Below are 23,052 nucleotides of genomic sequence, written 5' to 3' on the forward strand. Positions count from 1 at the left end.
GTCAGACTCCTCCGGTAACGGCCCGCGTGACCCTGCAGGGAGCCACCCGGTGCGATTCGCGATGACGGAACGCTACTGGAAGAATGGAGACGCCGGAATCTACCAGACGGGGGAGTCTCTATATCTTTGGGTATACCGGAGCAAGCGGTCAGGAAACCAATTTCTGCACGTACCGCATGAGCGCAACCCGGCCGTCGAGCGCCAGTTTCTTGTAGACGTTGTGGAGATGAACTTTGACGGTGCCCTCGGATATGTGCAGCTGTTCGGCGATCTCCCGGTTGCGACACCCGTCCGCGACCATGCGGGCGACGACCAGTTCCCGCGCGGTCAAACTGCCGGTGGCCTGGCTGAGGGCCTCGTCGTGTTTGAGCGTGCGGTCGAGGGCGGTCGACAGCAGCTCGCGGTCAAACCACACGCCGCCCGTGGCGACGTGACGAACGCAGTCGATCAGGGCCGTGTGGCTGCTGTCCTTGAGGACGATTCCGCTGACGCCAAGGCGTGTCGCTTCGACCACCGCGTGCTCATCGGCAAACGCCGTCAGCAGCACCGTTCGCGTACGAAGCCCCTCGGTCCGGAGCGTCCGGAGGACGCCAAGGCCATCGATGCGCGGCAACCGGAGATCAAGGAGCAGGACATCCGGCCGGTGGATTCTCACGGCTTGGATGCAGGCCTCGCCGTCCTCGCACGTGGCCAGGACCCGGAAGTCCGGTTCCGCTCGGAACAACTCCTGGAGGCCGTGAAGCACGATCGGGTGATCGTCGGCCAGCACCAACGTGACGGCCGCCATCAGACTGGCTCCTCGTACGGGATGCGCATCTCCACGCAGGCGCCCGCCGGATGCGAGTCGACACTCAGCGTGCCTCGGAGTGACGCGACGCGGTCGCTCAGGCTCTCCGGGCCCAGATGCTCTTCCGCCAGTTCGGATCCGGTGCGGCGGCCAACGAAACCGAAACCGCAACCATTGTCGCTGACCGACAGGGTAAGCACGCGGTTCGCGCCATGAATCTGGACGTCCGCAGTCGTCGCGCCGCCGTGGCGCGCGGCATTGGCCAGGGCTTCGTGGATCATCAGGCCTGCGGTGCGCGCCATGTCCCCTGGGAGGGGAGAGGCCAGCTCCACACGGGCCGTGACCGCGAGGTTCCACTCGCGCTTCATACGCTCACCGAGATCCGACACGACCTCCTCGAAACGCTCAGGCACGGCGTCCGCCTGCGGACGTGGCCGTAGCTGGGTGACGAGCAGACGGAGTTCCCGCTGGCTGGCGGCCAGCGTCGTCTCGGCCGCCTCGAGTTTCTGTTCGACTGCTGTCGAGTCAGGCATGATGTGCCGCCGCAGTTGATGCAACTGGAGCCGCGCGGCCGTCAGCGATTGCAGCAAGCCATCGTGCAGGTCGCGGCCCAGCCGCGTTCGCTCGTCTTCGACCGCGACGTCCCGCAATTGCGCGAGCAACTCGGCATGGTCGAGCGTGGTGGCAATTTCGCGCGTGCTGATGGCGGCCAACGCGACATCGTCGGACGTAGGGCGCCGCTTGTCGAGATAGAACACCCAGCCTGCCAGTCGTTCGCTGGGCAGGGGGATGGCCACCACTGATCGCGCGGCGATGTCGGCCAGGAAACGGCTGTCGAAGGGGGCGCCACGCCACTCACGGAATCCGGCCGCCGTCGAGACCAGCACACGATCCTGCATAGAGGTGTTTGTCCACACGAAGGCCACGCCGGCCAGTTGCTCATCAATGACGGAGTCACCCCAGTCGGATGGGGCATCCACCAGCGAGCATTCCGCCGGCGACCAGGACGCCGCCCTCAGCGACGCGTGTCCGGGTTCGTTCCAGACCATCAGCACGCGGGGAGCCGACAGGATGTGGGCCGCGTGGCCAAGCAGGTGCTTCACCAGTTCGGGGGTATCGAGCGACACTGGCCTCGGCCAGTCCGCGAGCTTTCTGATTTCCACCCGCACGCGCTCTTCGTAGGCGCTGAGGTACGCCACGAAACAGGCGAGCACAGCGAGGTACATACTCCTCAGAATGAACCGGTTGACGTCGAACGCAGGATCCTTCAGCACGTTGGCGGCGAAGAAGCCAAGACCGACGTACGCCACCAGGGCCACAGCAGCCGTCGCCAGCGCTCCGCGCCACTGCCACCGGACCGCCCCGGCCAGAATCGCAAACGTCAGGTAGGCGAAAAACGGGCTCGTGCCCCCTTCGGTCAGATAAATGAAGAGCAGGAACAAGACCAGGTCGATCCCGTGTGTGGCAATCTGGACAACGCGAATGGAGAGATTGGATTTCCAGACGGCCAGCAGGATAGCTGTCGAGTAGACCACGTACGCCGCCATCACCACGTACGCGGCCGGAGCATGCCGGGCCGGTGCGCGTGGATCGAGCCAGACGACGAGCAGGCCAAGAACGGCGAGCAGGATCCGTCCGGCCGCGACGACGTGTTCACCACGGCCGGCTGGCGATTGTGGCCACAGGCCCACATGATCGGTCACGGCGACTCCGTCGGACTGCGGCGGACGGGCGACAGACAGGGCTCTCGGGATCATGTGTGTTTGTCGCGGGCAGTCTAACAGGTGTGCCATCTTCCTTCCAGCCGCTCAACGTTGCGCGCGCTCTGTCACGCATGGCCGGGCGCGCCCCGGTCGCGCCGCCGGACTGGCTCTGGCAGGCCGAACAGTCAGGCCAATCGCAGAGCGGGCGATGGAGCCTGATTCCGGACACGGCCTGACGTATCATTAGCGGCGTGTCTCCTGGCCCCAGGTGCACCGCCATCACCACACCGAGGATGTATGCCAATCGATTTGCGAAGTGACACTGTGACGCTGCCGTCGCCCGCCATGCGGCAGGCGATGCTGACGGCCGAGGTCGGCGACGATGTGTTCGGCGAGGATCCGACCGTCAAACGACTGGAGCATCTGGCGGCGGAGATCACCGGGAAGGCCGCCGCGCTGTTCGTGACGAGCGGCACCCAGGGCAACCTGGCGTCGTTGCTCGCCCACTGCGAGCGCGGCCGCGAGGTGATCGTCGGCGACGAATCCCACATCTACCACTACGAGAACGGCTCGGCGTCAGCGGTCGGCGGCCTGGTCCTCAAGCCGGTTCGGACCAACGCCGACGGCACGATGCCGCTCGACGCCCTCGAAGCGGCGATTCATCTGCCGGCGCACAATTACCACTTCTACCATCACGCGCCGCCCGGCGTGATCTGCCTCGAGAACACCCACAATCGGTGCGGGGGATCGATTCTCTCGCCCGAGTACTTCGCCGAGGTGGCCACGATTGCCGCGCGCCACCGGCTGCCGATCCACCTGGACGGCGCACGCCTGTTCAATGCTTCCGTCGCAGCGGGGAAGCCGGTGACGGCCTGGACGCAGTACGTGTCGTCGGTGCAGTTGTGCCTGTCGAAGGGGCTGGCTGCGCCGGTCGGATCGATGATCTGTGGCACCGCGGAGTTCGTCGATCGGGCGCGCCGCATGCGCAAGGTGCTGGGCGGCGGGATGCGGCAGGCTGGCGTCATCGCGGCGCCGGGCATCGTTGGGTTGACCGACATGGTCGGGCGGCTGGAAGAGGATCATCGGAATGCCCGCATCCTCGCCGACGGGATCGCCGCGCTGCCGGGCATCGTGCTCGATCCCCCACGCGTCGACACGAACATCGTCGTCTTCCGCCTGCCGAGCGTGGCGCGCGCCGAAGCGTTTGCCACGGCGCTCGGGGGACAGGGCGTGCTCGTGTCGGACTTCGGCGGCGGCCGCCTCCGCGTCGTGACGCACTATGGCATCAGCGAGGCCGATTGTCGGACGGCCGTTGGCGTGATGCAGAAGCTCTGGTTGCGGCCGTAGGGGCGCCATTGATCGCGCCCTCTGAATGGCGCGCAGCGAAAAGAGGTCGGATCTGATGTCACCTTCGATGGACTGGGTGAACGAGTTTCCAGGTGCGGTGACGGTCTGCGATCGCGACGGCATTATCGTGGCGATGAACGACACGTCGGCGCGCACGTTCGAGGCGGACGGCGGGCGCGCGCTCATCGGCAGGAATATGCTCGACTGCCATCCCGAGCAGGCGCGGACGAGGCTGGCTGACCTGCTGGCCGCGCCGCGCGTCAACGCGTACACGATCGAGAAACGCGGTGTGCGGAAGCTGATCTATCAGGCCCCGTGGTACCAGCACGGCGCGTATCAGGGAGTGGTCGAGTTGTCGCTGGAATTGCCCAGTCCGATGCCGCACTTCGTGCGCGAGGGTTGATCCGGGCCGGTACGCTTGATTGCCAGCTGTGGGCGTGGCACACCATACGCATGAAACGTACGAATCTTGGGTAGTGGGTCAGTTTGAAAATCGCTGGCTTCGACGGCCTGGTCGGTTCGTGCCAGAATGGGCCATGCCTTCTCGAGTAAGCTAAGAAAACAGAGAACCACGCGGCGATGGTGAGCCTATACTCAACGTATTACAACTTCGGGCGTGTGCGTCAGACGCTCCTCGAAGAGCTGCACGTCCGTGAGGCCAAAAGGCGGCGACATGCAAGATGAATGGACGAAGGTGAGTGTAGGCGACCAGCTCGTGAAATTCACGTACTCGGAGCTTCCGACCGGGGAAGCGTTTCTGACTGCGCAGATTGCCGGCCAGGAGGTCGTCTGCTCGGTCATTTTGCCCGAGCCGGAACACCCGTTCAGTCGTGCAGGCATTGAAAGTCACTTCGAGCACGGAATGGACTTCGGTTTACGGCCTCGTGGAAAGAAGCCCATTCCCGAGCGTCCGGCAGTTTCAAACTGACACCCTACCTGAAGTCCGTTTGATCGTACAACCCGACACCCGTCCCTGATGTCCGCCTGCCGAACCCACGCACGGTGGACACGGTGATTCCCGGCATGTCCGGCAGCGCGTGCAGTGCGTGGATCACGTTCTGGAAACGGTCTGTCCTGATGATCGCCTTGATCTCCTGCATTAGAATTCCACCTCCATCCGCTCCCGAGCAAACCACTGATACAGCGCCGGCAACACCAGGAGCGTCAGCGCAGTTGAGGTGACCAGTCCACCGATCACGACGATGGCCAGCGGGCGTTGCACTTCGGAGCCCGGCCCCGTCGCGAAGACCATGGGAATCAGACTGAGGATGGCGATGCTGGCGGTCATCAGCACCGGTCGGAGCCGCGCCTCGCAGCCGATCCGCACCGCATCAGCGACGCTGGCGCCGCTTGTTCGAAGGTCGGAGATGTACGAGATCAGCACGACGCCGTTCAACACGGCGACGCCGAAGAGCACGATGAACCCCACCGAGGCCGGGACTGACAGGTAGAGCCCGGTGAGGAACAGCGCGAACACGCCGCCGACCATGGCGAAGGGCAGGTTCACGAGGACAAGGCCTGCCAGCCAGACCGAGTCGAAGGTGAAGAACAACAGCAGGAAGATCAGCCCGACCACCACGGGCGTGATGACCATCAGACGTTTCATCGCCTGTTGCTGGTTCTCGAACTGTCCGCCCCAGTTCAGGTAATACCCCGGGGGCAGATCGACCGTCGTCGCGATCCGCCGCTGCGCTTCCTTGACGAAGCTGCCGATGTCGCGGCCGACCACGTTCAGTTCGATCCCGATCCGCCGCTGGCCGTTCTCGCGACTGATCTGCGTCGGCCCTTCGACCGTCTTCAGGTCGGCGAGTTGGTTCAGCGACACGCGATACCCGCCCGGCACATCGACCAGCAGGCCGCCGAGCGCCTCAATTGACTGCCGGCGTTCCTCGGGAAAGCGCAGGGCGATGTCGAACGCCCGGTTCTGCTGGTACACCCGCGACAACGGCTTGCCGGCGATGGCCAGTTCGATGACCCTCAGCACGTCGCCCGTGTTCACGCCGTAACGCGCGACCTTGTCTCGATCCACGGTCACGGTCAGGTACGGCTGCCCGGCCAGGCGCTCTACCACCAGATCGGCAGCACCAGGAATGCTCCCGAGGATGGGCCCCAGCTCGCCCGCCTTCCGCCTCAACACATCCGTGTCGTCGCCAAAGAGTTTGAGGATGATCTGGGCACGGGTCCCGGCGACGAGTTCGTCAATCCGGCACTGAATCGGCTGACTGAAAGTGAACACCATCCCGGGGATGTCCGCCAGCGAGTCGCGCATCTTCTCGATCAGTTCCTCCCGAGAGTGGGCACTGGTCCACAGTTCGCGGGGTTTGAGCACGCCGACAAAGCCGGTCTTGTCCACGCCGCGGGCCTCAATGGCCACGCCTGTCTGTCCGGTGCGCGACACAATCGTCTCCAGCTCGGGGAAGCGCTTCAAGCGCTGTTCCACCTCGCCGATCGTCCTCATGGCCTGCTCGAGCGAGACGCCCGGAATCAACTGGACATCCATGTCGAATGCGCCTTCGTCCATGACGGGCATAAACTCCGTACCGAGGCGCGGGATGAGGATGACCGCGCCGACCAGCGCAAGACCGGCTGCCGTGACCACGACAAGACGCCTGCGCAGCGCGAATCCCAGAAGCGACAGGTAGAGACGCCTGGCCACAGTCATGACCGGGCTCTCCCGGTGCACGGGCCTGAGCGCGACCAGGCAGAGCACCGGAGTGACGAAGATCGCGAACACCACGGACGACAGAAGCGCAATGGCGACGGTGTAGGCGAGCGGCGAGAACATCTTGCCTTCCATCCCCTGCAGCGTGGCGATGGGAATGAAGGTCAACGCGATGATCAGTTCGCCGAAGATGCTGGGCTTCTGCACCTCCACCGCGGCGCGGAGCACGGTCGCAAGCCTCGACTCGTTGTTGGGACTCATCGCGAGGTGACGCTGGATGTTCTCTACCTGGATGATCGTGGCGTCGACGACCATGCCGATCGAGATGGCGAGTCCGCCGAGCGACATCAGGTTCGCGTTCAATCCGGTCCAGCGCATGATGATGAACGTGAGGAGCCCCGACAGCGGCAAGGCGAGGATCACCACCAGCGCGCCCCTCGCGCTCCACAGGAAGAGGACGAGGACCACGAGGACCAGAACGGATCCCTCTGCCAGCGCCTTCAGCACCGTACTGGTGCTCGCGTCGACGATGGACGATCGGTCGTAGAAGGGGACAATCTGCAGGCCCTCGGGCAGGACGTGGCTCTCGTTGATCTCCCGGACCTTCGCCTCGACGTTCTTCACGACTTCGCGGCTGTTCTCGCCGCGCAGCATCATCACGATGCCGCCCACGACCTCGCGCTGGCCGTCCCTTTGTGCGGCGCCCTGTCGAATCGCATGATCGATGCGCACCTCCCCGATGTCGCGGATCGCCACGGGCGTGCCCTTCTCGGCTTTGAGCACGATCTTGCGGATGTCCTCCTCCGATCGGATCAGGCCCACGCCGCGGATGATGTACTGCTCGGACCCCTGCGACACGACGCTGCCGCCGACGTTCGAGTTGTTGTTGCGGACCGCGTTGGCGACCACATCGACCGACAGGTCGTACTTCAGCAGCTTGTCGGGGTCCACGAGCACCTGGTACTGCTGCAGGTACCCCCCGAACGAGTTGATCTCGGTGACGCCGGGAACGCCCTTGAGAAGCGGCGTGACCATCCAGTCCTGGATGGTCCGGAGCCGGGTGAGCGTGGCGACCTGGTCCGCCGCCGCCGCGGTCTTGTTGCTCTCGAGGGTGTACTGATAGATCTCGCCCATCGCCGTCGCGATGGGTCCCATCTCGGTCTCAACGCCCTCCGGTAATGACCGCTCAACGGCTGCCACGCGCTCGTGGACCTGCTGGCGCGCGAAGTAGATGTCCACCTCATCACGAAACACGAGCGTCACCACCGAGAGGCCGTATTTCGTCACCGACCGCATCATCACCAGACCGGGCAGGCCGCGCATCGCGTTCTCTAGCGGATAGGTGACGAACTGCTCGATCTCGAGCGGCGACATGCCGGCCGCCGTGCTGACCACCTCGACCTGGATGTTGGTGACGTCCGGGAAGGCGTCGATTGGGATGGTGCGAACCGCGTAGGCGCCGAGGCCAATCATCACCAGGACCGCCAGGCCAACGACCAGGCGCTTCCGGAGCGAGAATGCCATCAACCGTTCCAGCATGTGCAGGTGCCTTTCGCCAGGGTGGCGGCTACTCGCCGGCCAATGTCGATTTCAGGAGTTCCGCCTTGAGGTTAAACGCTCCGGCGATGACCACCATTTCCGATCCATCCAATCCTCGTAATACTGCACGTCGGGCGCCGATGCGATCACCGACTTCCACCAGGCGCGCCACGAACGTGTCCGCTTCCTCGCGAACGAACACCATCGACTCGCCGCCGATCGTCTGGATCGCTTCCTGAGGAAGCGTGAGCACGTTTCGTGCGCTCACCGCGTTTGGCAACTCGCCCTGGATGTACATGTTCGGTTTGAGGAGCCGCCCGTCGTTGCGCACGACGACCCGGATTTTGACGGTGCGGGTCTTCTCGTCCACGATATCGCCCACATGATCCACCCGACCATGCCAGACGCGGTCCGGGTAGAGGCTCGTCGTGATGCGCACCTCACGGCCGCGGACCACGTGCGGCAGGTCGGCCTCGCGCGCGTCGAGGAGGGCCCAGAGCGTGGAGAGATCGGATATCGTCAGCAGCATCTTCTGCGGCTCGATGTGCTGCCCGTTGATCACGTCGCGCTCGACGACGTGACCGGCGATTGGGGCCGTCAGTGTGAGGTAGGGCTCGGCGAGATCGTCCATCGCCGCGGTGCCGTTGTTCGGTCGGCGCGCCTGGCGAAGTAGTTGTTCGACGGTGGCCTGGTCGAGGCCGTAGGAGTGCAGATTCGACTCGGCCACGGCGAACTCGATCGAGGCGTTCTCGAACTCGGCCCGTCGTCGAAGGTGTTCCTTCTGGTCGATCGCTTCCTGCTTCAGGAGGATCTCCGCCCGCTCGAGTTCGCGCCGCGCGAGTTCCAACTTCGCGCCGGCCTGCAGGTAGGCCGTCTTGGCCTGCGCCAGGGCGGGCGCGTGCACCGTGACGAGCACCTGGTGCTGACGCACCTCGTCGCCCACTTGGGCGCCGACCAATACCACCTGGCCGTCGAGGAGCGAGGAGATCTGCGCGGTGTGTTGCAGGTCGAGGCTCAGCACGCCGGGAAGCGCGATCGCGCCGGCGACAGTGGTTCGCGTCGCCTGGGCGACGTCGATGCCCCACTTCTTCTGGATTGCACCGGGAACGCGAACCGTATTCCGCTCCGCGGTCTTGTCGGGCTTGGACTGCTGTACGTCCGGCTTCGGGCTGTCGGCGTTGGTAGCCTTGCACGCGCCGCACGCGCCGCACGCGACCACGCCGACCAGCGCCAGGCCGATCCACTGGCTCTTCATCGCATTTCCTTTCCCTGGGCCGCCGCGGGTGTCCCCAGGGCCGCCTCGTACTGAAACAGGCTGATCCGGTAGTCGAAGCGCGCGCGGTTCTGCGTGCGCAGGGCCTCTCGAAGTGCTCGTTGGGCGTCCAGGTAGTCGATCAATGTGGCGGCGCCGCTGCGGTACGACGCGAGCACGATGTCGCGTGCCTCGCGCGCGCTCTTCAGGTACTCACCCTCGACATAACTGTTACGCCGACGCGTCACATCGACGGCGTTCAGCGCCTCCTGCACGTCGAGCGAGACTTGGGTCTCGACCGCTGCCAGTCGCGCCGTGGCTTGCTGTTGCTCGGCACCCGCCCGCGCAATTCCTGCCTCGTTTCGGTTGAAGATCGGCAGCGGGACGCCGAACGTGAAGACCAGCCCGCTCGTGCCGAAATCACGCTTGAGGCCGGCCCCGACGAAGAAGGACGGCGTGCGGAGGGCATGCTGCAGGCGAAGCCCAGCCTCGGCGCGCTCCCGTTCCCGACGGGCCGCGTCCAGATCGGGCCGGCTGGCCAGCGCCAGGCCGACCGGGGAATCCGTGGCGTCCCGAGACGACGAAATCGCCGCGGCGATCGACGTCGGCAGCAGATCATCGACCGTGTCGAACGCCTGGTCGAGCGGTCTCAGGTTGAGGAGCGCGAGGAGGGCGCTGCGGGTATTCTTCAGCGCGAGTTCCGCCACAAACGCGTCGTCGGCGAACCGGAAACGTTCCACCTGGAGACGGCGCAACTCGACGCCGGACAGTTCGCCCTGTTCGTATCGGGCTCGGTTCAGCGCCAGCACCTTGTCGATCTCCTCGAGCGTCGTGCGCGCCACCTCGTCGTCCGCCTTGGCGAGGACCACTTGCATGTAGGCGCGACGAACCTCGAAGCGCAGCTGGCGGAACGCGTCCCGGACCGAAGCCCGCGACGCTTCGGCGCCACGTTGCGCCTGCTCGGTCCGAAGCCGCCGGCGTCCACCCGGTTCGAGTTCCTGTTGGACGCCGAAGGCCAGTTCCTGGTTGTCGAAGAACGGCGGCCGATTCTGCTGCGACAGCGGGATTCCCTCGGAACTGAAGGTGAAAGCCGGGTTCGGCCGCTTCCCCGCGCCCAGCACGTCGGCTTCCGACGCGACGACGCCTTGTTGTGCGACGACGAGTTGCGGGTTGCGTGCTTCCGCGATCCGAAGCGCGTCTTCGAGCGACAGCCGGGCAGGCACCACAGAATCCTGGGCCAGCAGCCTGCCTGCGCCGACCAGGAGCAGTCCACACGTGAGAAACGCTCGATTCATGACACAACCAGGGCGTGGGCGCACGCCAGCTACACGAGGTGAATGGAGGGGGCAGTCTGTCGAGTGTGAGGCTAGAGGGCTGGCTGCGGAGGGTGATAGAGCTGCGCGAGTGAGGCGGCAGGGACGAAACTCAGGCAGAACGGATCGACCGCCGACGATTGCGGAGACTCAGCAATCAGGATATGTGCCGAGAGCGTAATCGAGTGCGCGTGACAAAAACAGTGATCCGGATGCAGCAGCCCGGGGCGCTTCGGGGCATTCGTGTCATGGTGCGACAGGCAGGATGTCGGACACGGGCCATCGAACGCGTCTCCGGCGCAGAAATCCGGCAGGCCGAGGTCAACGCTGATCCAGGCCAGCAGAAAGAGCGTCGCGCAGCGAATCCAGCCGTGTCGGGCAAGCGAACGCATGGGCGGGGCGCATCATAGCAGGAGAGGGAGTCGGCGCCAAATTCGCCGAATGGACGGGGAGCCGGTTGCCGCCTCCAGGAGTCGGTGGACGGTAGGTGGTGGACAGTAGTCAGTAGGACGCAAACTGCGGTAGGGGCGACGCACGCGTCGCCCGCGGCCCCTTCTTCCTGACCATGCGCACAATCTGGCAGGGTCTTGTCTGAACCGCCCCTATTCCCTCAACAGCGTGTCGATAAGCAGGGACATTTCATCGATCATTGCCTGTTCACCCAGGAAACCTAGTGTTCTAGAGCGGATTCTGCCATGGCGATCGATCACCACCTGGCTTGGCAGTCCGCCGATATCGTACTTTCTACTTAGAAACACATCGTCAAAGAGCACGGGAACTGTGAAGTGACTCTCCGCAAAGTACTTCTGGACGCGCATCGCGAGGTTGGCGCCGGTGTCGGCTTCCTGGGTATCAATGGCCAGAATCACCACGTCGGGATTGTCCTGGTATTTCTTATGAACTTTCTCCAGGACCGGCAGCGCGGTCTTGCAGTGCGCGCACCAGGTTGCCCAGAAGTCAAGCACCACGACCTTGCCTCGAAGGACCGACAGGTCGACGATTCGTCCGTCGAGGCTCTTGAGTCTGAAGTTGATTGCTCGTGGACTGGATGGTCCATCCGACAGCTTCCCTCTCAGTCGATTGTTCTTGAACTCGCCGGCTTCAATCAGAGCTTGGTCGAATCCTTTTGCCGATCCCATCCGCTTCCGATAGGCCATCCTGTAATACTCAACCAGTTTTTCTGTCGAAATCCCCTGGCGCAGGCTGTTCGCACAGAATTCCACAACTCTGCTGTCTTCGCCATTTTTCAGATAACATTCGGCCAGCCGTTCATTGATCTCGGGCCGTTTGCCTTTGGTCAACACAAAGGCCTCTTCAAAGAGTCTCTCCGCTTCCCGGGTATGACCTAGCGTCAAGAGACCAAGAGCTGAGGTGGCCAGTCCTGCTCCGACGTTGCCTTCAAGAAATGTCTTCCATTCACTCTGGCTCATGTAGGTCGGTTTAGATTCTTGTCTAACCCGTTCAGTTCCTTTTCTGGCCCACTCCATGGCCTGTTCAACTCGTTCCTTCTTCTCAATGTGGTGCCATGCGATCTGGATGTAGAACATGCCATCGGGTCTTCGTGCTGAATCCAACAACGTGATCGCCTTGTCGTACTGGCCAGCCTTGAAACAGTAGAAGACGAGGGTGTTCTGGAACCTCTCCAAGTCCGGGCCCTCCTGCGGGAAGTCATTCAAGAAGGCCTCAAGCAGGGGGATCTTCTTCGCATAGTCCATTTCCGCGTAAACTGCGCGGAGACGAACGCTGACCGCAATCGGGCCCTTCGGATGGACGGCTATGGCGGACGTGACGATCTCATCCGCCTTCTGCAGTTGGCCGACTTTCTCAAACCACTTCAGCAGTTCTACCATCATCTCTTCGTCATCCGGCCTGGCTTCAGAGAGGTCCTTCAACGCGGCGGCTATCTTCGCTTTGGTTTCATTCGTGGGCGATTCGCTCATCCACAGCGCCCAGAGTGAGATGGATGCCCGCCAGTTGTCGGGATAGAGGAGCCTCTCCTTGTCCAGTTCGGTCCTTGCCGCGGCCAGGTCTTTCTTGCGCTTGAAACCTGAAACATCGATCGATTGGAGAATGGAGGCGCGTTGCAGATGAGAATGTTCCAGTGGCTTTCCATCGGTTCCATACAAATAGGAATCCCAGGCGTTCTTGTTATTGTCGTCGGTCTTGCCCTTCGAGGTGAACCGCAGCAACATCAATCTCGCCTTGTCATCATCAATCCTCAAGGTGCAACTGCACGACTGGCCCGATTGAGTCATTGGAATGTCGAGGCGAAGCGCGTCCTCTGAGACTCTTAAGAGAAGAACCTCGGCAGTCATGGCCTTGCATTCCTGCAACAGAGCACCGGGTGCCCCCGAGTTGTAGGCGATGACGAGTGGCTCTCCAATCCTAGGCATGTGCGGGGTGAGGGAGAGGACCTGCTCCTCCCCCAATGGGGCTGACAGTAGCAGGCCACTCACACTTCCCAGCAGCAGGAGTAGTGCTTTGTTCATGAACCCGCTCCTCGAAGATATGAACAGTGTCTCTGGAGTAGTGGCCGGATCAGTGAGTGACTATGACCGCTGCAGTGCAGGGGCGACGCATGCGTCGCCCCCCAGCTCCTAGTCTTTGTCCCGACTACTTAACGATCGTCGCCTTCACCTCGAGCGTGACCTTGCGATCGGTCAGCGGGTCGGCCGACTGGCAGAGAATGGCTGGCACGCCGTCGTTCAGGATCGACGTCACACTCTGCGAAATCGACGTCTTCCCAGCCGGGATGTCTGCCGACGTCGCGTCGTTGAGCAATTGGTATTCCAGAGACGCACGTATACGGATCTTGTTGCCCTCGACTTCCGGCCACGCGTCGATCGACAACGGCACCTGCGTGGAAGGCACACCCTTGCGGACTACATCGGCGTTGGTTCGGATGCGCCCAGACTCCATATCAGCCACATTCATCGTGACGGTCTTCTTAACCGGCGTCGCCGTGCCGATCTGATCGGTGATCGTGAATTCCAGACGGAGGTTAATCAACTGGCCTCGGGCACGCCGGACGGCTGGCGGTGGCGTGGGCGCTTCTGGAGCAGTGGCAGCGCGAGGGGCCTGGGGTGCCGTAGGGGCCTTAGCAGGCGCCGGCGGTGGGGGCGGTGCCTGCGGATCGTCGCCAACCGTCGTCAACCTGACCTTGGGCGTTGCGGCGATGGCCGGTCTGACAATCCGCAGGGTCGACTGCGGCGTCGTTGCCACCTGTGGTGCGTTTGGCGCGGCGACCGGGCTTACGGCGGCAACCGGCGCAGCAGCCGCGACCGGCGCCGGCGTCTGGGCAGCCGCGAAACCTGCCGACGCCAGAACCAGGAAGGCCGCGGTGGTGAGAGTCAATCGAGCGTTCATCTGTTCTGTCTCCTTTGTACTTCGACTCGCAAGTAGGGTTGAATACTCTGGTGCGTTGATCCGGTCAATGCGCTTGCTCAGCACAAAGTCCTGAGGGAGTAGGGTCGTCGTCGAACCTACGAATCGAAGGACTTTGGATCTCGGTCGATCCGACCGGGATATCCTGAATGGTGATGGGTTTGAGATCGACGAGCGGCTCGACGCCGATGTCGGGGATGTGGATGGCATCTGGCCCGAGGGCCGCAATGGCAATGGGATCCGGCTGTGCGAGCGGGGACGGACCCGTCTCTTCCACAGCGCCAGCCGTTTCGGCTGCAGGAGTGTTTCCGCCAGTGACACCGGCGCCGTGTCGAACCCCGGTTCTTACCGGAGCGCTCTGGCTCTGACTGTGACGTGCCGAACCTGCGCCCGTCGCCAACCCGGCGTTGGCGAGTGTCCCCGAGGGCTGAGGCTGCGGCTTCGCCGCGCCAGCAGCCGGTATCGATGACGAGTCGTGCCTGGCGGTGACCGACTCGGGCTGATCCCCGGGACGCCCGAACCAAACAGTCGCCGCAACGGCCATCACAATGACCGCCATTCCTGCGGCCCACGCCCAGCGGGGCAACTGACCCGCCGCCCGCTCGCCTTCGCCCTCGATGCGCGCGAGCACCTCGGCGCGCATCGTGGCCGGTGCCTCCATCCGCGTCATCTCCCGCGCGACAACATCGATCGCCTGATCGATCGCCGACGCCGGCTCGCTGTCTGCCGGGCTGGAGCCCGGCGATCCCAGGATCATGCTCGCCTCCGACATTCCCCGCCTGTTCTCATCCATATCTGCATCCGCCCTAGTTCCAATCCCGAACGCGTCTTGTCACGCTGAAGCGGGGCGATTCCAGCTCGCAACGGATCGGACAGTTGGTCAGCTTGACACCCCTGGGATCGCCGGGCTCCAGCCCGGCCTCCGGCGCGACGCCCCGCCAATCCCTAATCCCTAATCCCTGGAGGCGCTAGCTGCCCCCGTATCCCAGCTCCGCCAGCTTGCCCTTTAACTGCCGCTTCGACTCGGCGACCCGCCATTTGACGGTTCCGAGCGGGATCCCCAGCATCCCGGCAATCTCCTCGTAGGTGTGCTCGCCCGACGTGGTCAGCAGAAGCACATCCCGCAGCTTCGGCGACAGCCCCGAAATCAGGCGTTTCAGGTGAGCGCCAAGTTCAGAGTCGATGAGCGTCCGCTCCTGCCCGCGCGACGGGTCCGGCCACTCCCATTCCGTGCCTTCGGCCGGCGCGACGAACCGGCGCAACAGGGCCCTTACGCTCCGGCGCCTCGTGAGGGCCTTTCGCCACGCGATCGACAGGAGCCAGGTCTTGAAACTGGCCTGTTCCCGAAAATCGGCGAGGTATCGAAAGGCCGCCACAAATGCCTCCTGCGTCACTTCTTCGGCATCGTCCGGGGACCCCAGCGCGGCCAGCGCCGTCCGGAAGGCCGATGTCCGGTGCCGGTCGACCAGGACCCCAAACGCGGCGTGATCGCCACGCCGGGCCCGTTCGACCAGCTCCGAATCGCTCACACCAGAAGTAGACACATGCAGTCCGTGGTTGGTTGGGTGGAATGTACAGTACACTGACGAGTCTGCCGCCGCTGCAGTCGGGGCGGAGGCAGCAGTCCTCGTGTGTCGCACTGCGGCTCGGACCCTGTGCAATCCCAGTCTGTGAATCGTGTCAGGGCCGGAAGGCAGCAGCACTAAGCGGGTCCTGTGATGTGCCGCAGGACAACCCGGGCCGCAGTGGGGGGCATGAGGATGCTCGTAGGCGCGAGGCGCGAGGGAAGAACGCTTGGCAATGCCTGTCGCCCAACGCCTATCGCCTAACGCCTGAATTCTATCGCCTAACGCCTCGCGCCTAACGCCTGTTTCGTATGTCCTACACCGTCATTGCCCGCCGCTGGCGGCCGCAGAAGCTCGACGAAGTGATCGGCCAGCGCGCCGTTACCCAGACGCTGCGCAACGCCATGTCGAGCGGCCGCGTCGCGCAGGCCTTCGTGTTTGCCGGGCCGCGCGGCGTCGGCAAGACCACCACCGCCCGCATCCTGGCGCGGATGCTCAACTGCGCCAACGGCCCGACGGCCGATCCGTGTGGTACCTGCGATCCCTGCCGCGAGATCGCGGAAGGCCGCGACATGGACGTGCTCGAAATCGACGCCGCCACGCATACCGGCATCGACAACGTCCGCGAAGTGATCATCTCGGGACTGGCCATCGTGCCGGTCCGCGACAAGTACAAGATCTTCATCATCGACGAGGTCCATCAGCTCTCCGCCTCGTCATTTAACGCATTGCTCAAGTCGATCGAAGAGCCGCCGCCCCATGTGACCTTCATCATGGCGACGACGGCGCTCGATAAGATTCCCGAGACGATTGCGTCGCGTTCGCAGGTCTTTGAGTTCAAGACCATCTCGAGCCGCGCCATTGGCGACCAATTGAAAAAGATCGCGGTTGCCGACGGCATCACGGCGTCCGACGAAGCCATTGCGCTGGTTGCGCGGGCGGCCGAGGGCAGCATGCGCGATGCCGAGACGGCCTTCGACCAGGTGCTGGCGTTCGCCGGCAATACGGTTGGTGTCGAAGACGTCGCGACGGTGCTGGGCCTGGTCGGACGCGATCTGCTGTTCGACGTGCTGACGGCGGTCGCCGACGAGAACGGTGCCGCGGCATTTGAACTGGCCGGCCGCGCGGTCGAAGCCGGCTACGACCTGCGGCTGCTGTGCCGCGAACTGGCTCGCCTGGTTCGCGACCTGCTGGTGCTGTCGATTGACGAGACACGTTTCACAGACACCGACATCGCGCCCGAGCAGGATCACGAGCGGCTGAAACTGCTGCTGCCACGGTTCTCGCGCGAAGATCTGCTGCGCGCCTTCGACGTACTCGCGCGGGCCGAAAGCGAGATCAAGGGCGCCGCCGAGCCGCGCTATCACCTGGAGATGGCGCTGCTGCGTTGGATTCACCTGCGCAAGCTGACGCCGCTCTCCGATCTGATCGAGCAACTGCAGGGCCGGTCGCCTGCTGCCGCGCCGCCGCCGCGCGTGGCGGCCGCGCCTCCGACGCATCGACAGTCAGCGCCGGCGCCTCCGCCATTCTCGGCGCCGTCGGCGGCCGCTCCATCCGTCGCGGCGTCATCGTCGTCGGCCACTGTTGCCCGCCGGGTGGTGAGAGAGACATCGAGGCCGCCGATCGCGCCACCACGCTCAACGCCGCCGCCTCCAGCCGTCGCGCCCGAACGGTCCGCTGCGCCGCCCAGCCAACCTGCCGGTGCGGGTGGCAGCGTCAAGGACACCTATCTCGAGGAGATTCGCAAGGCGCGAGGGGCGTTCTACGGATCGGTGGTCGCACAGGCGCAGCGGATCGAATTCGAGTCCGACCGCATCGTTTTCCGGTTTACCGACGCGCAGAAGTTCCAGGCCGACCAGGTGTGGCAGAACAAGGACTGGCTCGAGAAACTCGCGCTGCAGGTGGCCGGACGCAGGCTCGCCGTCGCCGCGGAGTCTGTGAGAGCCGAGACGTCAGCGCGCGCGGCCACCTCACCTGGTGCCAGCGCTGATCAGGTGAAGCAGGAAGCCTCTCTCAAGGCCGAGGCCCTGGCGAGCCCGACGGTCCAGGCGCTGCTCGGGATTTTCGCCGCTGACATCACGGATGTGACGGAGCTCAAGAAGAAGTCATGAACATTCAGCAGATGATGAAGCAGGCGCAGCAGATGCAGGAGCAGATGCAGCGCCAGATGGCCGAGATGCGCATCGAAGCCAGCGCCGGCGGCGGCATGGTGACCGTCGTCATCAACGGCCTCAAGCAACTCCAGTCGCTCAAACTCGATCCCGAGGTCGTCAACAAGGATGATGTCGAAATGCTGCAGGATCTGATTCTTGCGGCGATCAACGACGCCAGCCGGAAGGCCGACGACGCGATGTCGCAGCAGGTCGGCGGCATGATGGGCGGGATGAAGATCCCGGGATTGTCCTGAGGCACGGCATCGCATGTCCCAGCCGGAACCCCTCACACGCCTGATCGACCAGTTGCAGCGCCTGCCCGGCATTGGCCGCAAGAGCGCGCAGCGCCTGGCGTTTCACGTGTTGAAGAGCACACGCGAGGATGCCGAACGGCTGGCTGATGCGATCCTCGATGTGAAGGAACGCGTCACCTACTGTTCGACCTGCAACAACGTGACCGACGTCGACCCGTGCCCGCTCTGCACGGATTCGTCCCGGAACACGCGCGTCATCTGCGTGGTGGAAGAGCCCCAGAACGTGCTCGTGATTGATCGGGCCCGCGACTACAACGGCCTCTATCATGTGCTGATGGGCGCGCTGTCGCCGCTGCAGGGGATCGGGCCAGGCGACCTGCGCATCAAGAGTCTGCTCGCGCGGGTGGACACCGGCGGGGTGGAAGAGATTATCCTTGCGACCAACCCGAACGTCGAAGGCGAGGCGACCGCCATCTACCTGGCGCGGCTGCTCAAGCCGCTGGGCGTGCGGGTGACGAGGATCGCGATGGGCGTGCCTGTTGGCAGCGATCTCGAGTACACCGACGATGTGACGATGCACAAGGCGATGGAAGGGCGCCGGGAGGTCTGACATGCTTCCACTTTCGTATCAACTTCCCGCGGCGGTCGCCCTGATGGCCGGTGGCGTGGTCACCTGCTTTGCCGGGTATCGGCTGTTTCGCTTCGTGCTTGGCGCCTACGGCTTTATTCTGGGCGCGCTGGTGGCCAGCTCGATGGTCGGCACCGCCGACACCTGGGCGATCGTCGTGTCTGCCATCGCAGGCGGCGCGGTGGGCGCGCTGATCCTGGTGGCCGGCTACTTCGTCGGGGTGGCGCTGGTCGGCGCGGGCACGGCGGCGTTTCTGCTGAATGTCATCTACACGCCGTGGCGCGGCGAACCGCAGTGGGTGCTGGTGATCGTGGCCGCCGCCATCGGTGCGTTCGTGGCGATCTGGTTCCAGCGCCACGTTATCGTCGCCGCCACCGCGTTTGGCGGCGCGTGGACCATGCTGGTGGGGCTCGCGGCGCTGATGGCCGGGAAGAGCGCGAAAGCGGCGTCAGCCACGACCGATGTCTGGGTGGTGTATCCCAGCGCAGCCGGGTTGCCCGCCACGTGGGTGTATGCGGCCTGGATTGTCCTCAGCCTGGTCGGCATGTACGTGCAGTTCCATGCCGGCGGCAAGCAGAAGCAGAAGAAGAAGCAGTAGCAGAAGACGGAGTGATGCACATGTGCTACCGATCGCGGCTCGTGTCCTCGTTGTTGCTGGCGTGGATCGTGATGTTCGCCGCAGTGCAGGGGCAGGCTGGCCCGCCTGCGAAGCCCGCAGCGCCATCGCCCGCTACGGCAGCCGCGCCAAGTCAGGCTGCACCGGCTCGCACCGTGGCAACAACCGCCAAACAGCCGGCCGCCTTTGATCTCGCGAAGCAGCCCACGCTGTTTGTCGTCGGCTACGCGCACCTGGACACCCAGTGGCGGTGGGACTATCCAACCACCATTCGCGAGTATCTGCCGAAGACCATCCGCGACAACTTCGCGCTCTTCGAGAAGTACCCGAATTACGTGTTCAACTTCAGCGGCTCGAACCGCTATCGAATGATCAAGGAGTACTACCCGGCCGACTATGAGAAGGTGAAGAAGGCGATTGCGGCCGGCCGGTGGTTCCCGTCGGGATCGTCGGTCGAGGAGAACGACGTCAACTCGCCGTCGGCCGAGTCGATCATCCGCCAGATTCTGTACGGCACGCAGTACTTCAAGCGGGAGTTCGGCAAGACCAGCGCGGAGTTCATGCTGCCGGATTGCTTCGGCTTCCCGGCGTCGCTGCCAACCCTTCTCGCGCATGCCGGCATCAAGGGATTCTCGACGCAGAAGCTGTCGTCGAGCTGGCAGCCGGCGGCCCGGGTGGGTGGACCGGGTTCGCCCGAGAAGACGCCGGATGGCATTCCGTTCAACGTCGGGATCTGGGAAGGGCCCGACGGCAAGACGATTCTCGCTGCGCTCAATCCCGGCAGCTACGGCGGATCGGTGACCTATGACCTGAGCAAGACGCCGCCGCCGCCGCCGCCGGCCAATCCGTCGACTCCGCAGCAGCAGGCGCCCAGGCCGCTGGTTGACTGGCCCGCGCGCATCGCGTTCAACGGGCAGGTGACGGGGGTCTTTACCGACTACATGTATTACGGCACCGGCGACACCGGCGGCACGCCCAGCGAGCCTTCGGTCAAGCTGATGGACGCCATCGTCGCGAAGCGCAAGACCGTGCTGCCGCCCGCGTTCTCCACTCGCGGCGGGTCCCAGTCCGGTCAGCCGCAACCGCCGCCGCCTCCCGGCGTCGAATCGCTGGTGGGCGATGGTCCGGTCAGAATCGTGTCGGCGACCGCGGAGCAGATGTTCCTGAACATCAAGCCCGAGCAGACGGCGAAGCTGCCGCGTTACAAGGGTGATCTCGAACTCATCAACCACTCGGCCGGGTCCATCACGTCGCAGGCGTATCTGAAGCGGTGGAATCGGATGAACGAAGTGCTTGCCGACAACGCCGAGCGGGCATCGGTCGCCGCCGCGTGGCTGGGTGGTCGGCCGTATCCGCAGCGGCGGCTGAACGACGCGTGGACGCTCGTGATGGGCGGACAGTTCCACGACATCATTCCCGGCACGAGCATCCCGAAGGCGTACGAGTACTCGTGGAATGACGAAGTGCTGGCGATGAACCAGTTCGCCGGCGTGCTGACCAGCGCCGTCGACGCGGTGGCCTCTGCGATGAACACACAGGTGACGGGCACGCCCATCGTCGTCTACAACCCCCTGAACATCGCGCGCGAGGACCTCGTGGAGGCGACAGTGCCGTTTGCGGCCGGTGCGCCAAAGGCCGTGCGGGTTGTCGGGCCAGACGGCAAGGATGTGCCTGCGCAGTTGACCGCCGGCAACAAGGTGCTCTTCGTCGCGCGCGTGCCGTCGGTCGGGTACGCGGTGTTCGACGTGCAGGCGGCCGATGCGGCAGCGACGTCGGCACTGAGCGTCACCAACTCCTCGCTCGAGAACGCGCGCTACCGGGTGACGCTCAACCAGAACGGCGATGTTGCGAGCCTTTTCGACAAGGCGACGGGCAAGGAACTGCTCGCTGCGCCGGCGCGGCTCGAAATCAAGACAGACAACCCGCGCAACTGGCCCGCGTGGAACATGGATTACGAAGACCAGATGCGCGCGCCTCGGGCGTATGTCTCAGGTCCGGCCAAGGTCCGTATCGTCGAGAACGGGCCGGCTCGCGTCGCCCTTGAAGTGACGCGGGAGACCGAGGGATCGACGTTCGTCCAGACGATTCGGCTGTCGGCCGGCGATGCGGGAACCCGGGTCGAGTTCGCCAACGCGATCGACTGGAAGACGAAGGAGGCACACCTCAAGGCGGTGTTCCCATTGACCGCTGCCAATACGGTGGCCACCTACAACTGGGACGTCGGCACGATCGAGCGCACGCCCAACGACGAGCGGCAGTTCGAGGTGGCGTCGCACCAGTGGTTCGATCTCACCGACAAGGGCGGCGCATTTGGCGTCACCGTGTTGTCCGACAGCAAGATCGCCTCCGACAGGCCGGACGATCACACGCTCCGGCTGACGCTCATCCGCACGCCTGGCACGCGCGGCGGCTACGAGGATCAGGGCACGCAGGACCTCGGCCATCACGAGTTCGTCTACGGGCTTGCCGGCCATGCAAACGGCTGGCGTCAGGCGCAGACCGACTGGCAGGGGCAACGGCTCAATCAGCCGCTGGTCGCGTTCGAGAGCCCGAAGCATGCCGGTGCGCTCGGCAGGAGTTTCTCGCTCCTCACGCTCAACAACACCCGCCTGCGCGTCCTCGCGGTGAAGAAGGCCGAGCAGAGCGACGAGGTCATCGTTCGCCTTGTTGAACTCGACGGCCAGAAGGCCGATAACGTGCGCCTGACGTTTGCCGCGCCGCTTGTGACCGCGCGCGAAATCAACGGTGTGGAGTCGCCGGTTGGATCGGCCACCATCGCCGACGGTGAACTGGTGACGAACTTCGGTCCGTATCAGCCGCGGACGTTCGCGGTGAAGATCGGCGCGTCACCCACACGAGTGACGACGCCGGTGTCGCGTCAGGTGACGCTGCCGTACAACCAGGCCGTCGCTTCCCGCGATGGATCCGTATCGGGTGGACGGTTCGATGCTTCGGGTCGGAGCCTGCCGGCGGAAATGCTGCCCGGTGAGATCACGTTCGGCGCGATTCGCTTCAGCCTGGCGTCGCCCGACAAGTTTAATGCTGTCATCCCTCGCGGTCAGACGATCGATTTGCCAGCCGGCACGTTCACGCGTTTGTATGTGTTGGCGGCGGCGTCGGAAGGTGATCAGCGCGTGATCGTGAAGATCGGCGAGACTCCTGTCGAGCTGACGATCCAGGATTGGGGCGGCTACATCGGGCAGTGGGACAACCGGATCTGGAAGGCCCGCGAAGAACCCGTTCCGCCACGGCAGGGAGCGCCCGCGCCGCCGCCCGGCACACCAGTGCGCATGCGTACCGTGATGGACTACGCGGGCTTGACGCCCGGCTTCATCAAGCGCACGCCGGTCGCCTGGTTCTCGTCACATCGGCACGCGACCGATGGCAGCAACGACGTGTATGCATATGCCTACCTGTATGTGTATGCGATCGATGTGCCGGCTGGCGCGAAGACCGTGACGTTGCCGGTGTCGGAGCGGGTGAAGATCCTGGCGATGTCTGTGGTCAACGAGAGCGCTCTGACGCGCCCGGCGCAACCGCTGTACGACACCCTCGACCGATAGGACCCGGGGGGCGCGATAAGTCGCGCCAGGCCTGGATTCCGGCGTTCGCCGGAATGACGAGACAAGAACCCGTAGAGGCGGGCCATGTAGCGGGTGAATTCCTGGGAGCGCCGGGCTCCAGCCCGGCATGCGTCCCGGCCACGCTAGAGCGTGGCGATCCGTGCGCCTGTAAGTGTGCCATGACCCGAGAGGTGCAAGTCCTCTCCAGGCAAACGCTCTCCGGCCTGAAGCCGACGATTACTGCGCCGCCGCGAGGCGGGGTGGGGAGCTATCGGAGGCGAGCGAC

19 protein-coding genes and 1 other RNA gene are annotated in these 23,052 nt (G+C 64.4%); 9 read left to right on the top strand and 11 right to left on the bottom strand.

Going from position 1 to position 23,052, the window contains the following annotated elements; all coding sequences use genetic code 11:
* Positions 1-148: 148 nt before the first annotated feature.
* Positions 149-787, bottom strand: coding sequence for a response regulator transcription factor (locus tag NT151_05855; protein ID MCX6538445.1), 639 nt, complete (start codon positions 785-787; stop codon positions 149-151).
* Positions 787-2,490 (bottom strand): sensor histidine kinase, encoded by a 1,704-nt coding sequence (locus NT151_05860; protein ID MCX6538446.1) that lies wholly within the window; start codon positions 2,488-2,490, stop codon positions 787-789. Before NT151_05860 ends, NT151_05855 begins: the two co-directional genes overlap by 1 nt.
* A gap of 297 nt (positions 2,491-2,787) precedes the next feature.
* On the opposite strand from NT151_05860, the gene ltaE reads away from it, so the two are divergent.
* The 3 genes from ltaE to NT151_05875 all read left to right on the top strand — a co-directional run bounded on the left by ltaE (position 2,788) and on the right by NT151_05875 (position 4,765).
* Positions 2,788-3,837: a low-specificity L-threonine aldolase gene (ltaE, locus tag NT151_05865; protein MCX6538447.1), complete on the top strand. Its 1,050-nt coding sequence runs from the start codon at positions 2,788-2,790 to the stop codon at positions 3,835-3,837.
* A gap of 55 nt (positions 3,838-3,892) precedes the next feature.
* Positions 3,893-4,240 carry a PAS domain-containing protein gene (locus tag NT151_05870; GenBank protein MCX6538448.1) on the top strand — a complete coding sequence of 116 codons (348 nt, stop codon included), beginning with the start codon at positions 3,893-3,895 and terminating at the stop codon, positions 4,238-4,240.
* 270 nt (positions 4,241-4,510) lie between these two features.
* Entirely contained in the window at positions 4,511-4,765 is a 255-nt protein-coding gene (locus tag NT151_05875) for a hypothetical protein (GenBank protein ID MCX6538449.1), read from the top strand.
* Between the two features lie 4 nt (positions 4,766-4,769).
* On the opposite strand, the gene NT151_05880 is transcribed toward NT151_05875, so the two are convergent.
* The 9 genes from NT151_05880 to NT151_05920 form a co-directional block, all read right to left on the bottom strand.
* Positions 4,770-4,937, bottom strand: coding sequence for a hypothetical protein (locus NT151_05880; protein ID MCX6538450.1), 168 nt, complete (start codon positions 4,935-4,937; stop codon positions 4,770-4,772).
* Positions 4,937-8,038 (bottom strand): CusA/CzcA family heavy metal efflux RND transporter, encoded by a 3,102-nt coding sequence (locus tag NT151_05885; protein MCX6538451.1) that lies wholly within the window; start codon positions 8,036-8,038, stop codon positions 4,937-4,939. The genes NT151_05880 and NT151_05885 overlap by 1 nt, the downstream gene beginning before the upstream one ends.
* 28 nt (positions 8,039-8,066) lie before the next feature.
* Positions 8,067-9,293, bottom strand: a complete 1,227-nt coding sequence (locus tag NT151_05890) for an efflux RND transporter periplasmic adaptor subunit (GenBank protein MCX6538452.1) — start codon at positions 9,291-9,293, stop codon at positions 8,067-8,069.
* Positions 9,290-10,585 carry a TolC family protein gene (locus tag NT151_05895; protein MCX6538453.1) on the bottom strand — a complete coding sequence of 432 codons (1,296 nt, stop codon included), beginning with the start codon at positions 10,583-10,585 and terminating at the stop codon, positions 9,290-9,292. The genes NT151_05890 and NT151_05895 overlap by 4 nt, the downstream gene beginning before the upstream one ends.
* Before the next feature lie 71 nt (positions 10,586-10,656).
* A complete protein-coding gene (locus NT151_05900) occupies positions 10,657-10,995 on the bottom strand; it encodes a hypothetical protein (GenBank protein ID MCX6538454.1) in 339 nt (112 codons plus the stop codon).
* A 210-nt stretch (positions 10,996-11,205) separates the two neighbouring features.
* Positions 11,206-13,092, bottom strand: a complete 1,887-nt coding sequence (locus tag NT151_05905) for a redoxin domain-containing protein (GenBank protein MCX6538455.1) — start codon at positions 13,090-13,092, stop codon at positions 11,206-11,208.
* A gap of 124 nt (positions 13,093-13,216) precedes the next feature.
* Complete coding sequence (locus NT151_05910) at positions 13,217-13,969, bottom strand: hypothetical protein (protein MCX6538456.1); 753 nt, start codon at positions 13,967-13,969, stop codon at positions 13,217-13,219.
* Positions 13,970-14,033: 64 nt separating this feature from the next.
* Entirely contained in the window at positions 14,034-14,744 is a 711-nt protein-coding gene (locus NT151_05915) for a hypothetical protein (protein MCX6538457.1), read from the bottom strand.
* Between the two features lie 211 nt (positions 14,745-14,955).
* The gene (locus NT151_05920) at positions 14,956-15,531 is read right to left on the bottom strand and encodes an RNA polymerase sigma factor (protein MCX6538458.1); all 576 of its coding nucleotides are present in this window, start codon (positions 15,529-15,531) and stop codon (positions 14,956-14,958) included.
* Positions 15,532-15,631: 100 nt separating this feature from the next.
* On the opposite strand from NT151_05920, the gene ffs reads away from it, so the two are divergent.
* From ffs to NT151_05950, 6 genes are all read left to right on the top strand, one after another.
* An RNA gene (ffs, locus tag NT151_05925) (signal recognition particle sRNA small type) lies at positions 15,632-15,731 on the top strand.
* Positions 15,732-15,863: 132 nt separating this feature from the next.
* Positions 15,864-17,663, top strand: a complete 1,800-nt coding sequence (gene dnaX / locus NT151_05930; protein MCX6538459.1) for a DNA polymerase III subunit gamma/tau — start codon at positions 15,864-15,866, stop codon at positions 17,661-17,663.
* Positions 17,660-17,959, top strand: coding sequence for a YbaB/EbfC family nucleoid-associated protein (locus tag NT151_05935; GenBank protein MCX6538460.1), 300 nt, complete (start codon positions 17,660-17,662; stop codon positions 17,957-17,959). The genes dnaX and NT151_05935 overlap by 4 nt, the downstream gene beginning before the upstream one ends.
* A 13-nt stretch (positions 17,960-17,972) precedes the next feature.
* Positions 17,973-18,569: a recombination mediator RecR gene (recR, locus tag NT151_05940; protein MCX6538461.1), complete on the top strand. Its 597-nt coding sequence runs from the start codon at positions 17,973-17,975 to the stop codon at positions 18,567-18,569.
* Position 18,570: 1 nt separating this feature from the next.
* A complete protein-coding gene (locus tag NT151_05945; protein ID MCX6538462.1) occupies positions 18,571-19,185 on the top strand; it encodes a DUF4203 domain-containing protein in 615 nt (204 codons plus the stop codon).
* Positions 19,186-19,199: 14 nt separating this feature from the next.
* Positions 19,200-22,766: a glycosyl hydrolase-related protein gene (locus tag NT151_05950; GenBank protein ID MCX6538463.1), complete on the top strand. Its 3,567-nt coding sequence runs from the start codon at positions 19,200-19,202 to the stop codon at positions 22,764-22,766.
* Positions 22,767-23,052: the final 286 nt, after the last annotated feature.

This window comes from Acidobacteriota bacterium, assembly GCA_026393675.1.
In the GTDB taxonomy this organism is placed as follows: Bacteria; Acidobacteriota; Vicinamibacteria; order Vicinamibacterales; family JAKQTR01; genus JBAXOX01.